11 protein-coding genes are annotated in these 13,656 nt (G+C 62.0%); 6 read left to right on the top strand and 5 right to left on the bottom strand.

What is annotated here, in order from left to right:
• Positions 1–197 precede the first annotated feature (197 nt).
• The gene (locus AC1DKY_RS10095; protein ID WP_441603874.1) at positions 198–1,151 is read right to left on the bottom strand and encodes a LysR family transcriptional regulator; all 954 of its coding nucleotides are present in this window, start codon (positions 1,149–1,151) and stop codon (positions 198–200) included.
• 317 nt (positions 1,152–1,468) lie between these two features.
• Here AC1DKY_RS10095 and AC1DKY_RS10090 point away from each other — a divergent pair, with 317 nt between their 5' ends.
• Together AC1DKY_RS10090 and AC1DKY_RS10085 are read left to right on the top strand one after the other, a co-directional pair.
• Positions 1,469–2,680, top strand: coding sequence for an MFS transporter (locus AC1DKY_RS10090; protein WP_441603873.1), 1,212 nt, complete (start codon positions 1,469–1,471; stop codon positions 2,678–2,680).
• Positions 2,681–2,780: 100 nt separating this feature from the next.
• A complete protein-coding gene (locus AC1DKY_RS10085; RefSeq protein WP_441603872.1) occupies positions 2,781–3,653 on the top strand; it encodes an NAD(P)-dependent oxidoreductase in 873 nt (290 codons plus the stop codon).
• 101 nt (positions 3,654–3,754) lie between these two features.
• Here the strand turns inward: AC1DKY_RS10085 and AC1DKY_RS10080 are convergent, their stop codons facing one another.
• From AC1DKY_RS10080 to AC1DKY_RS10070, 3 genes are all read right to left on the bottom strand, one after another.
• A complete protein-coding gene (locus AC1DKY_RS10080; protein ID WP_441603871.1) occupies positions 3,755–5,311 on the bottom strand; it encodes a methyl-accepting chemotaxis protein in 1,557 nt (518 codons plus the stop codon).
• 42 nt (positions 5,312–5,353) lie between these two features.
• Positions 5,354–6,991, bottom strand: coding sequence for a PQQ-dependent sugar dehydrogenase (locus AC1DKY_RS10075; protein ID WP_477179912.1), 1,638 nt, complete (start codon positions 6,989–6,991; stop codon positions 5,354–5,356).
• 126 nt (positions 6,992–7,117) lie between these two features.
• Positions 7,118–8,161: an aldo/keto reductase gene (locus AC1DKY_RS10070; RefSeq protein ID WP_441603869.1), complete on the bottom strand. Its 1,044-nt coding sequence runs from the start codon at positions 8,159–8,161 to the stop codon at positions 7,118–7,120.
• Between the two features lie 115 nt (positions 8,162–8,276).
• Here AC1DKY_RS10070 and AC1DKY_RS10065 point away from each other — a divergent pair, with 115 nt between their 5' ends.
• Together AC1DKY_RS10065 and AC1DKY_RS10060 are read left to right on the top strand one after the other, a co-directional pair.
• Positions 8,277–9,173, top strand: a complete 897-nt coding sequence (locus tag AC1DKY_RS10065; RefSeq protein WP_441603868.1) for a LysR family transcriptional regulator — start codon at positions 8,277–8,279, stop codon at positions 9,171–9,173.
• A 196-nt stretch (positions 9,174–9,369) separates the two neighbouring features.
• Positions 9,370–9,816, top strand: a complete 447-nt coding sequence (locus AC1DKY_RS10060) for a cupin domain-containing protein (protein WP_441603867.1) — start codon at positions 9,370–9,372, stop codon at positions 9,814–9,816.
• A gap of 154 nt (positions 9,817–9,970) precedes the next feature.
• Here AC1DKY_RS10060 and AC1DKY_RS10055 read toward each other — a convergent pair whose 3' ends face one another.
• Positions 9,971–10,867, bottom strand: coding sequence for a LysR family transcriptional regulator (locus AC1DKY_RS10055; protein ID WP_441603866.1), 897 nt, complete (start codon positions 10,865–10,867; stop codon positions 9,971–9,973).
• Positions 10,868–10,962: 95 nt separating this feature from the next.
• Here AC1DKY_RS10055 and AC1DKY_RS10050 point away from each other — a divergent pair, with 95 nt between their 5' ends.
• Both AC1DKY_RS10050 and AC1DKY_RS10045 read left to right on the top strand, forming a co-directional pair.
• Positions 10,963–12,057, top strand: coding sequence for an alkene reductase (locus tag AC1DKY_RS10050; protein ID WP_441603865.1), 1,095 nt, complete (start codon positions 10,963–10,965; stop codon positions 12,055–12,057).
• 44 nt (positions 12,058–12,101) lie between these two features.
• Entirely contained in the window at positions 12,102–12,899 is a 798-nt protein-coding gene (locus AC1DKY_RS10045; protein ID WP_441603864.1) for an SDR family NAD(P)-dependent oxidoreductase, read from the top strand.
• Positions 12,900–13,656: the final 757 nt, after the last annotated feature.

Genomic DNA, 13,656 nt, shown 5'->3' with positions numbered 1-13,656 from the left:
GAACACTGAGAATGCCCTTGTACGCGAATGATTTTTGCGCAAAGGGGAAGGATCGCCACGCGGGCCTCCCATGCACGAGACGATGGCCGCGGCGTGATGCACGTGTTTGAGCGAGCGCATGCTGCGTAGGTCGCGGACGCGAAGAAAGCGGCCCCTTTTAGAACGACGCGCGGGCGGGCGCGCCGTCATTTCTTCCACTACGCTTCTTCGTTGGCGTGCGCATCCATGCGACTCCAGTAAGGAGGCTCGCCGAAGCGCTTTTCGATGAAAGCCAGGAACGCCCGCACTTTCGGAGGGACCACTTTCTTGGGCGGATAGACCCCCCAAATGGCGGGCGTCGGCCCGGCCGCAGCCTGGATATGCCATTCATGAAGCACCGTCACCAGGCGACCCTCGGCGATCGCGTTGCCGGTGAGCCAGGTCGGCAGCAGCGCGATGCCGAGGCCTGCCAGCGCGGCATCGAGCAGGGCCTCCGAATGATTTGCCCGAAACCTGCCATGCACGGCCACCTCCTGGGGTGGCGCGCGCTTGGCGTCGTCCCCAAGGAAGTGCCAGGTATTCCTTGGCTGCAGGGCAAACAGCACGCACTGATGGTCTTCCAGATCACGAGGCTCCTTGATGGCGCCAGAGGTCTGCAAATAGGCGGGGCTGGCCACCAGGGTGCGCCGATGCGGTGCCAGTCGCTTGGCAATCAGTCGAGAGTCGCTCAGCACGCCCATGCGGATGGCAAGATCACAACCGCTGGCGATGAGCTCGACCGTTTCGTCGGCCAGGGTGACGTCGACGCGGATGTCCGGATACTCGGCCATGAAGTCGGCCAGATGCGGCACGATGTGCCGGCAGCCGAACACCACCGGAATATTGAGCCGCAACAGCCCCTGGGGGCGTGCATTGAGCGACGTCGCCGCCAGCCGCGCCTGCGTCAGGTCATCAAGGATGCGTATGACGTTGGCGTGAAAATGGCGGCCCGCTTCCGTGAGATGCAGTGCGCGCGTGGAGCGGTTGAACAAGGAGGCCCCAAGATCGCTCTCCAGTGCGCTGATGTATCGAGAGACGGTGGAGACCTTGATGCCTTCCTCCTCCGCCGCTTTCGAAAAGCTGCCCAGCTCCACGACGTGAGCGAACGCGCGCATGGCAGCGAAGTAATCCACTCTCGTTCCTCTCCGTCGCGTGGGGGCCTGCCCATTTTTGCAAAAATCATTCGCGTCTGCGGGCATTCTCAATGCCTCGGTCCGCGCGCAGTATCAGTGGCGACTGTCAGGCTCCGAGGCCACTTATGAATGATACGTCGCGTTACCCGGAACTCGACCGGCCTCATCAAAAGGCGGTATCGCTGATGCCTTTTGAATCGGGGTCGGCAGCGGCTCAGCGTGAATCTCACGTCATGCTGCATCGTAGTACTTGATTCGACGCCATGCTCTGGGTGCCTAGGCACCCGCTCCCGCTCTTTGCTGCGCACGACTTTCCCATGACTGAATCCTGCTCCGCACCGGTGGTTGGCATGGCTCGCCGCCCCTCCGTGATTGCGCCGATCCTCACTACCGTTGCCTTCACCTTCGCTACCTACTTGACCATCGGCCTGTCGCTGGCAGTGCTGCCAGGTTTCGTGCATGGCACGCTTGGTTTCGGCGCAATGCTGGCGGGACTGGCGATCAGCACCCAATATCTGGCCACCTTGCTCAGCCGTCCCCACGCCGGGCGCATGGCGGACTCGCTCGGACCCAAATACACCGTGCTCGCCGGCCTCTTGCTTTGCGCGGCCAGCGGAGGCTTGCTGTTGCTGGCTGTGCTGCTCTCGCGGCAACCCATCCTGAGTCTGGGCATGATCATGCTGGCGCGGCTGGTGCTTGGCTGCGCCGAAAGTTGCGTGGGAACAGGAGCGATCACCTGGGGCATGGGGCAGGTCGGTCATCAGTACACGGCGCGCGTCATTTCCTGGAACGGCGTGGCTACCTACGGCGGACTCGCGGCGGGTGCACCGCTGGGAGTCACGCTCGCGCATGCCTATGGTTTCTCCGCCATCGGCGCGACGACGCTGGTGCTGATGCTGCTGGCGTTGCCATGGGCCTGCCGCAAGCCCGCCACCGCGATCGTCAGCGGCGAACGCTCGCCATTCCGTGCCGTAGCCGCTCATGTGATTCCCTATGGCGTGGGGCTCGCATTGGGTTCCATCGGCTTCGGTTGCATCGCAACCTTCATCACCTTGTATTTCGCCGCGCACGACTGGACCGGGGCAGCGGCCAGCCTCAGCGTGTTCGGTGCGACGTTTGTCGGTGCGCGCTTCGTGTTTGCCCGCACGATCGACTGGGTGGGCGGCTACAAGGTCGCCATGGCGTCGTTCGCGGTGGAGGCCATCGGCTTGCTGACACTGTGGATGGCCAGCGATGCCCTTGCCGCGGCCGCGGGAGCTGCGATTGCCGGCCTGGGCTTTTCGCTGGTGTTTCCATCGCTTGGCCTGGAAGCCGTGCAGCGCATTCCGGAGCACAGCCGGGGCGCTGCCATCGGCCTGTTCTATGCCTTCCTCGACGTCGCCATGGCCGTGGCCGGCCCGGTCGGCGGCTGGGTCGCCGCTGGCCTGGGCTTCGCCGCCATCTATGGCTTTGCCGCCGGTGCGGCGGTGCTCGGTTTCGCGCTCACGCAGGTGTTGCGTCTGCGTGCCAGACGCATGGCTGCAAATTAGTGCCATGAACGCCAACACGTCGCGGCGATGATGCCAGGCGTGAGTGTGCCGACCACGCTTGATCTGTATGAAAACGTTCGCCCGACGGAGACTATTTCGCATGACTGAAAAAACAACCATCGCAGTCCTGGGCCTTGGCGCCATGGGGCACGCCTTTGCAAGCAATCTGCTCAAGCATGATTTTCCGACGCGTGTGTGGAATCGCAGTCGAGTCCGTGCCGAAAGCCTCTCGGGAGCACAGATTGCCGACACGCCGCGCGAAGCCGCCAAAGGTGCGGGCGTGGTAATTACGATGCTGCCCGACGGCACGATCACCGAAAGCGTGCTGCTCGGTGAGCACGGCGCACTGGCGAGCTTGCCAAAAGGAGCCGTCATCGCGCAGATGGGAACCATCGGTGTCGGGTCGACCATGCATCTGGCCCGAGCGATCCATTCCATTCGCCCTGACATCACGTTTATCGATGCGCCGGTCTCCGGCACGAAGGGACCTGCCGAACAGGGCAAGATAAGAATATTGGCCAGTGGCGATCGTGCATCCGCAAGTGCGATCGAGCCTGCCTTTTCGGCGATTGGCAGTCATACGCAGTGGCTGGGCGAGGTGGGCGCCGGCTCGCGCATGAAGCTCGTCGTCAATGCATGGCTGATCACCATGATGCAGGGCATCGCCGAAGCCACCCGACTGGCCGAGATGCTTGGCTTCACCACGGACGAGTTCTGGTCGGCTCTCGAAGGCGGCCCGCTGGGACCGCCGTATGCCAAGGTCAAACTGGACATGATCAAGGACGGTCGTTTCGATGCGCAGATGGCGCTTGCGTGGGGCGTCAAGGACGCGGGCCTGGCATTGGACGTCGCCAGGGACATCCAGATGCCGGCGCTTGAGCGTATCCACCAGGTATGGTCGGAGGCGGTGGACGCGGGCCTCGGCGAACTGGATATTTCCGCGATCTATCGCCGTCTCGGCAAGCGCGCCTGACAAGCGCAGGGAGTCAAGCGCACGAAGATCATGCTGATCCCAGCAGGCTGAGCTCATGGGGAGGGGAGACTTCACCTCCCCATCCTCGTATCCGTCTGTTGCTAACACGTCGCAGCCAGCCGGAATGCGTCCACCGCTGCCTTCAGTTGCAGGGCCTGGCCATCCAGTGAGCTGGCTGCTGTGGCCGCTTCTTCGACGAGGATCGCGTTCTGCTGGGTCATCCGATCCATCAGGGTCACGGCCTGGTTGACCTGCTCGATGCCGTTGCTCTGTTCCTCCGAGGCGGCGGCAATCTCACCGATGAAGACGGAGACCTGCTTAACGGCCTGCTGGACGTTGCCGATAATCCCGCCGACGTCCGCGGCTTGCATCGAGCCATCCTGGATGATCGCCACGGACGAGCCGATGAGCTCCTTGATCGCTACGGCAGCCGTGGCTGAGCGTTGTGCGAGGCTGCGTACCTCACTGGCTACGACGGCGAAACCACGGCCCAGCGCGCCGGCGTGCGCTGCTTCCACCGAAGCGTTGAGCGCCAGGATATTGGTCTGGAAGGCGATGCCTTCGATCAGGCCAACGATCTCGGAGATCGTCATCGAACTCTCGCTTATCTTGCCCATGGTTTGCACCATGGCTTGCACGGCGTAGTTGCCGGTATCAGCCATTTGCGCAGCGTTCACTGCCAGCGCATTTGCCTGATGCGCATTGGCGGCGTTCTGTTTCACCGTCTGCGTGAGCTGCAACATGCTGGCCGCGGTTTCCTCCAGCGATGCGGCCTGCTGTACGGTGCGCGAGGAGAGCAAGGCGTTGCCAGTCGCTATCTTGTGTGAAGCGACGCTCACCGAGCCTATGGAATCGTGTACGGAGCCGAGCGCCTGCCCGACGCGGTCGACCAGATGATTGAGCGCCGCAGCCGTATGGCCGATTTCATCCATGCGCACGATCCGTGCGCGACAGGTCAGATCCAGCGTGGTGCTGACCTCAAACAGCGCCTCCTGGATGTTGCCGATGCTATGCCCGATGGCACGGATCTGCAGCCAGCCGCACAGACCAGAGGTCGCGCCGCCGATCAGCAGGATGGCCAGCATCGCGATCAGCATGGCCCGGTACGTCGCCATATCCTGCTCGCGCGACGCGGTGATTTCCCGGTCGAGCTCAGGCGAGATTTTCTCCATGTCCTGATACAGCACGAGTCCGTGGGGGCGGGCATCGCTGGTCTCGGCCGCGAACGCCGCTTCGTCGTTGCCGTCGCGCAGCAACCCAAGCACTCGGGAAACTGCCAGCTGGTATGCCTGGTGATCACGCTCGATGGCGGTCGCGATCGGTTTTAGCTTTTCGGTCTTCGGGCTTTGCAGAAACCGGCCAAATTGCCGGTCGATGCCCTGTTGAAGCTTATCGATGAGAGCCAGGCGTTCCTTGCGAAGCACAGGGTCCCTGGAAGACATGGCCTCGGTCATCTGTATCGCCTGGATCAGAGTGCCGCGGTACGAATTTTCAATCGCCTGGCTGGGGGCGACCAGTTGCTCATACAGCTGCGTGGCGCGTTGATCCGCGTCCACGATTCCCTTGATGCCCATGGCGGCGATCACCAGGCAGAGCAGTACGGGCGCAGCAAGAATCATCGCCAGCCGCGTCTTGAGGCTGTGCTTCAGTTGCAACATGAACGTGAGGTTCCATCATGGAGGCGGTTGGAGCGTGCGTGCTTACGGCCTGGGGTAGCTCACACGCCAGATGCTGTTTGACCCGTCATCGCTCACCAGCAAAGAGCCATCGCTGGCAGTGGTGACGCCGACAGGGCGGCCCCACGCCTGGCCGCTTGGCAGTACGAAGCCTGTGAGGAAATCCTGGTACTCACCGGTGGCCCGATCACCGCCGTGGCGTGGGATGCGTATCACTTCGTAGCCCGCGCGTGCCGATCGGTTCCAGGAGCCATGCTCCGCCGCAAAAATATCCTCGCGATAGTCGGCGGGAAATTGCTCGCCCGTGTAGAACATGAGCTGCAGCGATGCACTGTGGGAATTGAGCAGCACGTCCGGCACGATGGCCTTGCTCGCCAGTTCCGGATGCTTGCCGGCGTGGCGCGGGTCCTGGTGGGCGCCCATGTACCACCAGGGCCAGCCGTAGAATCCGCCTTGTTGTACATGCGTGATGTAATCCGGCACGAGGTTGTCGCCCAGTCCATCGCGCTCGTTGACCGAGCACCAGAGCTCGCCGGTTTTCGGATCAACCGCAAGTCCAACGGCGTTGCGTATCCCGTAGGCATAGACCTGCATATCCGAGCCGTCGGGGCGAAACACCAGGATGTCCGCGCGATGCTTCTCTGTTGGCGTCGTGTCGGGGTCGTCGACATTGGTGGCGGAACCCACCGATACATACATGCGCGTGCCGTCGGGGGAGAAGCTCACATCGCGCGTGGCATGCCCGCCGTCGCCATGAGGCAGGTCGACGATAGGTTCGGGCGTTGCTGCTGCCTGCAGATCCCCATCCTTATAGGGCAGGCGCACCACCTGGTCGGTATCGCCGATATAGATCCACTGCGGATGCGGCCCGGCCGGGTAGAACGCGATGCCGAACGGCTTGTTGAGTCCGCTGGCGAAGACGTGGGTTTCCCTGGGATGGCCGTCTGCCGTGATGCCGCGGAACACCGTGATGCGCCCCGCAGCTGTTTCCGCGACGAAGACATCGCCATTGGGTGCGGTACGCAGTAATCGCGGGTTATCCAGGCCGTCGGCAAACAGTTCCACCTTGAATCCCGGTGGGGCCTTGGGCCATGTGTCGGCTGGGCGTGCCACCAGCTGCGGCGCATTGCCGGCAGATGCCGTGGCGTAAGGGGCGGGCAGGTCGGCCACGGTGATCTTGCGGCTGGCGCCCGGCGATTCGTAGCGAAAATCGGTGAACGGCGCCTTGGGTGCGGGCCAGTGGCCAGGTGTCATCGAGGCAGTGGCGACCGACTTGGCAGGGGCGTCGGCGCCGGCTCTCAGCGATTGCACGAAGCTCACCAGATTCCAGCGATCCTGCTCAGGCAGACTGTTCCACGCGGGCATGCCATCGTTGATGTCCCCCTTGCTGATAAACCAGAAGAGGGCGCCTGGCGATGCCTGCTTGACCTTCGTGCCGGTCAGGGACGGCACGTTGCCATTCCCCTGCGCTGATGCACCGTGGCATGCCGCGCAATGCGCGGCATGCAGCGCCTTGCCCGCGTCGACGGCGTTTGCCTGGGTGGCGAAAGGGTTGCGCACGTCGTCGACGGATAGCGGTGCGTGATGAAAACGCGCCGCGTCCTCCTGTGCGACAGCAAGAAAGGGAAGGCCGCCACCGATGATCACGCCGAACGCAGCCATGCATGCTGCGAGCTTTGCGACAGGGAAGCGGCGAATGGATACGTGGGACAGGCGATGCATTGGTTCTTCCCCGGTCTTGCCATGAATGGGCGTGGCGCTGGACCCACGCCCGTGGTGTTTCGGGGATTAAGCGACCGGCAAAGTGGGTCCGCTGCCCGCGCCCGTCGTGACGATAGCCTCGGCGATGAAGGCCAGCTCGTCGCGCGTCAGTTGCAGACTAGCGGCTGCAATCCAGCCGTCCACCTGCGCGGCGCTGCGTGCGCCGACGATGGCGCCCGTCACGCCTGGCCATGCCAACGTCCACGCGACGACCACGGCGGCCACCGTGGTCCCGCGTTGCTGTGCGATCGCGCGGAATGTTTCAGCCAGCATGAGGTTGCCGACGAGCTTGTCGCCGGTGAACTCAGCATTGCGCGAGCGCCAGTCGTCTTTGGGCAGTGCTGCAGCGCGTTCCAGCGTGAAACTGCCGGAAAGCAGGCCCGACTGCATCGGGCTGTAGACGATGACGCCGGTCTGATTGGCGTGGCACCAGGGTAGTTCGGCGGCAGCCACGTCGCGGCGAATGGCCGAGAACGGCGGCTGCAGCGTGTCGACATGGCCGAGCACTTCGGCATCGGCCAGTTGCACGGCGTTGTGATTGGAAAGACCGACGGCGCGGACTTTTCCCTCCTGCTTCAGATCGAGCAGCGTTTGCCAATATGCCTCAAGCGGCGTTCCGTCCTTGGCTGGCCAGTGCATCTGATAGAGATCGATGCGCTCGATATCGAGTCGACGCAGCGATGCCTCTACTTCACGTCGGATGCTGGCGGGGGCGCCGACCTGGCGCGGCGACGCCAGTCGATCATGTTCATCCCATACCAGGCCGCACTTGGTGAACACGTAAGGCCGCTGGCTGCGGGGCAAGCCAGCCAAGGCGCGACGCACTACCTCTTCGGAGTGACCCAGCCCGTAGATCGCGGCGGTGTCGATCCAGTTGATGCCACGCGCAACGGCGTGACGAATGGCGGCGATGGAGTCGTTGTCGTCCTGCGCGCCCCAGCCCACTGCCCAGTCGGCGCCACCGATGGCCCATGCACCAAAACCCACCGGTGTGATGAGCATGTCGGTGAGGCCGAGCTGGCGCGTGGGAAGCGGGGCGGCAGAGGTGAGGATGTTGGCGGGGATGGCCATGGGGGAGTCTCCTGAGTAAGGACTGCGTGGAAAGTAGTCCCCGACCAGTCATCGTTCAAATTGAATATTTTGATAGGATTAATCTGTCAAGCAGATGGTGATGACGGAGAGCTCGGTGGAACTGCGGCAGTTGCAACACATGGTGGCCCTCGCCGAGGAACAGCATTTCACTCGCGCCGCACGGCGCGTGAACATCGTGCAGTCGGCGCTCTCTACCTCGATCCGCCAGCTGGAGGCTGAACTCGACGCGCCGCTGTTCGTACGCAACACGCGGCAAGTCAGCCTGACTGCCGCCGGCAAGGTATTTCTCGGCAAGGCAAGGGTTGCGCTGGCAGCCATCGCCGATGCCCGCGACGCAGTGGCCGCCGTGCAGGGTTTGCGACGAGGCACGCTAAGCATCGGCACGATGCAAAGCCTGCCGCCCTTTCTCGATCTGCCGGCAATGATTGAGCGGTTCCACACGCAGTATCCGGATATCGAAGTGAGGCTTTCGCAGGGAGCGTCCTCGGATCTTCTGGCCCTGGTGCGAAGCGGGCGCCTGGATATTGCCTTTGTCCCGGTGGCTGAGCCGCTGGACGACATTGCCACCACGATGATTGCCTGCGACGCGTTGGTAGTGGCCTGCGCGCCAGAGCATCCGTTGGCAGGCCGGAGCAACGTGCCGTTAGCTCAATTGAAGGAATATCCATTCGTCGACTTTGATGTCGAATGGGGAACGCGCAAGCTCATTGATCGCGGCTTTAGGGACGTGGGCATCGAAAGGCATACCGCATTCGAAGTCAGCGATCTGGAAACCTTGGCAGAACTCGTTCGGCGCGGCCTGGGCATAGCGCTGCTCCCCGAATCCGTCGCCCGGTCACGGCTGCCAGCGCTGGGCATTGCCGAACTCGCCGAACCGGAACTGTGTTGGGAGCTTGTAGTGGCATACACGGTTGCGTCATCGGAGCAGCTTCCCACTGATCAGGCGCCGCGGGCATTCCTTGAGCTCTTGGATGAAGCGCGGCCTGTGTAGCGTCATTGGTCTGGATGCTGTGGAATCAGCAGACAGGGCCACAGTCTTGATTTGACAGCCTCTTCACGGCCAGCTTGAGCTTGGCCGCGTCGTCGGCAATTTGCCCTTTTGAGCAAAAAAGAGTTGCGGTAGCGGTGATTCTTGCCGCGGAACAGAAGGCGCACCATGGGAGCAACAATCATCCAAGGAGCGTCACGTGAAATCCAAACTAAAGCTTGGCGGACTGTTTGTCGGACTTGCGATGTTCGCCGCTGGCGCGCATGCGCAGAACGTCGCCTCTGCGCATGCCGATGTATTGGCAAAAAGCGATAGCTCGTGGAACGGCAAGAGGTACACCTCGTACCCAACGGGCGCTCCACAACTAACCGTTCTAAAACTGACCATTCCCGCCAACACTGCCTTGCCATGGCATATCCATCCGATGCCAAACGCAGGCTATGTATTGGCTGGACAGTTGACGATCGAAGATAGAGCGAGCGGCAAGAAGCAGACGTTCAAGGCTGGCGAGGCATTTACAGAGTCCGTGGACGATGTCCATCGCGGGATAAGTGGCAAGGAACCAACAGTTCTTGTCATTACCTACTCGGGAACTGTAGGCATGCCCACGTTCAAGCAAGTGGATGGTGGAAAGCCCGAGTACTGATGGTCTTCAATGAGCCGGAGAAATCGACGTCGGGTCCGCAGGAAGTACCGTCGCCAGCCCATTTGCCTGGTCAACGGGCATATCAATGGAGTAGAGCGGTCGGTATGGACGAACCGTCGTTCGTTGCAGAGCGGAGCAACGAATGACGCAGGAGTCAGGCGTGACGCACGCCTTCCAGACGAGCAGCCATGGCATCAAGAAATAGCCGCACCCGCGTGGGGACGAGTCGATTGGACGGGAAGAGGGCGCAGACGGGGGCGTCCTCGCTACGCCACTCAGGCAGGACGCGGACCAGACGTCCACTCCGCAGGTCGGCTTGAACATCAATCCATGATTTCAGGATCAGTCCGCAGCCAGCGAGCGCCCAGTCCAGCGATACCTCACCGTTATCGCTGCGCAGCCGCGAATCGACACTCACTTCCTGCGTTTCACCGTCGACGCCAAGGAGCCGCCAGGCGACGCGCAAAGCGCCATGGTGAAGGCATTGGTGTTGCGACAGATCGGCTGGGCGCAATGGCGTGCCGTTGGCCTCGAGATACGCTGGTGCTGCCACGATGACACGATGATTGTCCGCGAGCTTGCGCATGACCAGGGCCGAGTCGCGTGGCGTACCAATGCGCACCACCACATCGATGTTCTCATCGATCAGTCCCACCAGCCGGTCCGACAACGACAACTCGACAGCCAGCGCAGGATAGGTCCGCGCCAGTTCGCGACAGACCGGACCCACATGTGCGCGTCCCAGCGCAACGGGTGCACTCACTCGCAGCGTTCCCTGCGGGTCGACGCGGCCATGCGTCAGCGATGCTTCCGCTTCATCCACCTCAGCCAGGATGCGCTGTGCGCGTTCAAACAATTTCGCGCCTTCTTCGGTGAGCGAAAGCTGCCGGGTATTGCGAGTGATCAGCCGGGTATTTGTCTTGCGTTCAAGCGTGGCCAGACGCTTGCTGACCACGCTCAGCGCGAGGTCCATATCGCGGCCCGCTGCCGAAAGGCTGCCCGATAAGGCGATGCGAACGAAGGTGCGGAGTTCAGCGATGTCGTTCAACATGACTATCTCCAAAAAGTGGATTATCCATCCACTTTGTGGTGGATACTCAACAGATTATAGAGGGTCTAGATTGTGCCTGTCCTTAGGAGGCACCCATGAAATCTCCCCTCTTTACCCGCTCGACCCTCGCTGGCCACGCGGTTTCCCATCGAATCGTCATGGCGCCCATGACGCGGGCGCGCACTGCGCAGCCTGGCGACGTGCCCACGTCGCTAAATGCCCGCTATTACGCCCAACGCGCGTCGGCGGCCCTGATTGTTACCGAGGCTTCGCAGATTTCGCCGCAGGGCAAGGGCTACTCCTTTACCCCCGGCATCTATAGCCCAGAGCAGGTGGCCGGCTGGCGTCTGGTGACGGACGCCGTGCATGCCGAGGGTGGCAAAATCTTCGTTCAGCTCTGGCATGTGGGCCGGATGTCGCACCCCGATTTCCACAACGGTGAGTTGCCGGTCGCGCCCTCCGCTTTGCCCTTCCAGGGGCAGATATGGAAAGTGAATCCGTCGACGGGTCTGGGTGAGATGGTGGATTCGCCGACACCGCGGGCCCTTAGCCGTCGCGAGATCCAAGGGATCGTCGAGGATTTCCGAGCTGCCGCGCGCAACGCCATGGATGCCGGGTTTGACGGTGTGGAAATTCATGGCGCCAACGGCTATCTGGTCGATCAGTTTCTGCGGACGACGTCCAACACGCGCACTGACGAATACGGTGGTACGCGTCAGAATCGTTTGCGCTTTCTGCGTGAAGTCATCAATGCCGTCGCTGGCGAAGTCGGTGCGGAGCGGACCGCGATTCGATTGGCCCCGTTCCTGACGGCACGCGGTATGGCATGCCCCGACATTTTGCCGACCATCTTGGAGGCCGTCGATTTTCTGCAGGCGACGGGCGTCGCCTATCTGCACCTTGTGGAAGCCGATTGGAACGACGCCCCTCAGTTCACTGAAGCATTCCGCCAGCAGATTCGCGCGCGTTTCCGTCGACCCATCATCGTCGCCGGCCATTACGACCTCGAAAAGGCCCATTGGGTACTTGGGCACGGCTACGCGGATTTCGTCGCATTTGGCCATCCGTTCGTGGCAAACCCCGATCTTCCTCACCGTCTTGCCGAGAACATTCCGCTCGCCCCCTTTGAGGGCGAATCGCTGTTCGGTGGCGACGAGCGTGGCTACACCGACTACCAACGTGCCGGTTGAGCTGTCCAAATCCCATTGATTTCTTATTGCCGAGGTACACCTCCATGTTTGCTTACAAGGGTAAGACCGCGCTGATCACCGGCGCGTCCAAAGGGCTAGGTACGGCCTTTGCCAAAGCGCTGGCGGCACGTGGCGCCAACGTCGTCCTGCTGGCGCGATCAACCGAAAGACTGGAGAGCCTCGCGCAGTCCCTGGCAACCCAATACGGGGTGAAATGCATTGCGCTGTCGATTGACCTGACCGCGTCCAATGCGGCGCAACTGGTGGAGAAGGAGCTCGATGCGCGAGGCCTGGTGGTGGATCTGCTCATCAACAACGCGGGACTTGGCCACTCGGGCTCCTTCCTCTCCCATGACCTCCTTGCGGAGCAGGCCAGTGTCCAATTGAACATCCAGGCACTCGTCGGACTTTCACACGCCTTCGGGACTCGCATGGCGACGGCTAAACAGGGCGGCATCATCAATATCGCCTCCAATGCGTCGTTCCAGCCGGTGCCGTATATGGCCGTCTACGCAGCGACGAAAGCCTTTGTTTTGTCCTTTACTGAAGCATTGCGCTACGAACTGGTCGGTGACGGTGTGCAGGTGATGGCGGCATGCCCGGGACCCACGGCCACGAGCTTCTTTGAGGGCACCAAAACCGGCATGAAGGAGAAGAATTTTGATACGGCCGAGTCGGTGGTCGAACGTACATTGGTCGCCTTCGATAAAGGCGAGGCGGTCACTTATCCAGGGCGCTTCAGCGTGCGCGTCGCCACGGTGCTTCCGCGATTCTTTCCGCGAAAGACCGTGGTCCGGCTATCCGGCGCAGCGACACGCGGCATGGGACTCGCCGACGCATAGAGCACGTGCAGGCGCCCAACCTCAATTGGGTGCAATACCGAATGCGAGGCAGGGCGATTAGCCCGTGTTATCGGGGGTAGGGCGCACTCCCATCTGTCCTGGCTAGTGACTACTCCGCCGGTCCGCATTCGCAGCCAACGGGACTCTCGCCGATGAGTCCGGCGCCATGGACATCGTCGTTGAATCGAAGGTGTCCGGCACGGCAGTTGCCCGTGACCTCCAGTTGTTTCGGACCCAAGAGCCCCTTGTCACTGGCCATTTCGCGACTTTGGTCCACCAGCGCCGTAAGAGCCAGCTGCACGTCATGCCGCTCCCTCCGTGGACCAATCTTTGCAGGGGCACGATTGGATTCCAAGGCAGTTATCCGACGCTGAAAACAAAGGCCTACGACTTACGGGCGATTGCTTGTGCAAGGCCTTGCGCCTTGCATGTCCAGGTCCGCGAGCGGCAGTCGGTCACCTTGCGTAGTGCAAGGAGGCCTCGTCCGAGTTTGCGATCATTCGGTCGAGTGCGGGCGGCGGCTTGCATCAAGGATCTTGCTATCAAGCGGTTCCGAGTCGCCGGCGATTTTCGACGCGGGATGCGTAGTTTCCTTGGCCGCGGAGGCCATGCCATGAATGACACACTTATGCTGTGCTCGCTACATACCAAGCCAGTCCATTGCTGAGTCACGGCCTGTAGTACAGGAAGATTGGCTGATAGACGGTGGCTCGTTCGTCAAAGACTGTTCGATACCGCAGTCGAAGGACGAATTCGC

Source organism: Dyella sp. 01N448 (assembly GCF_056399225.1).
Note: the sequence above shows the minus strand (reverse complement) of the source record. Positions and strands in the feature narration are given on the sequence as shown.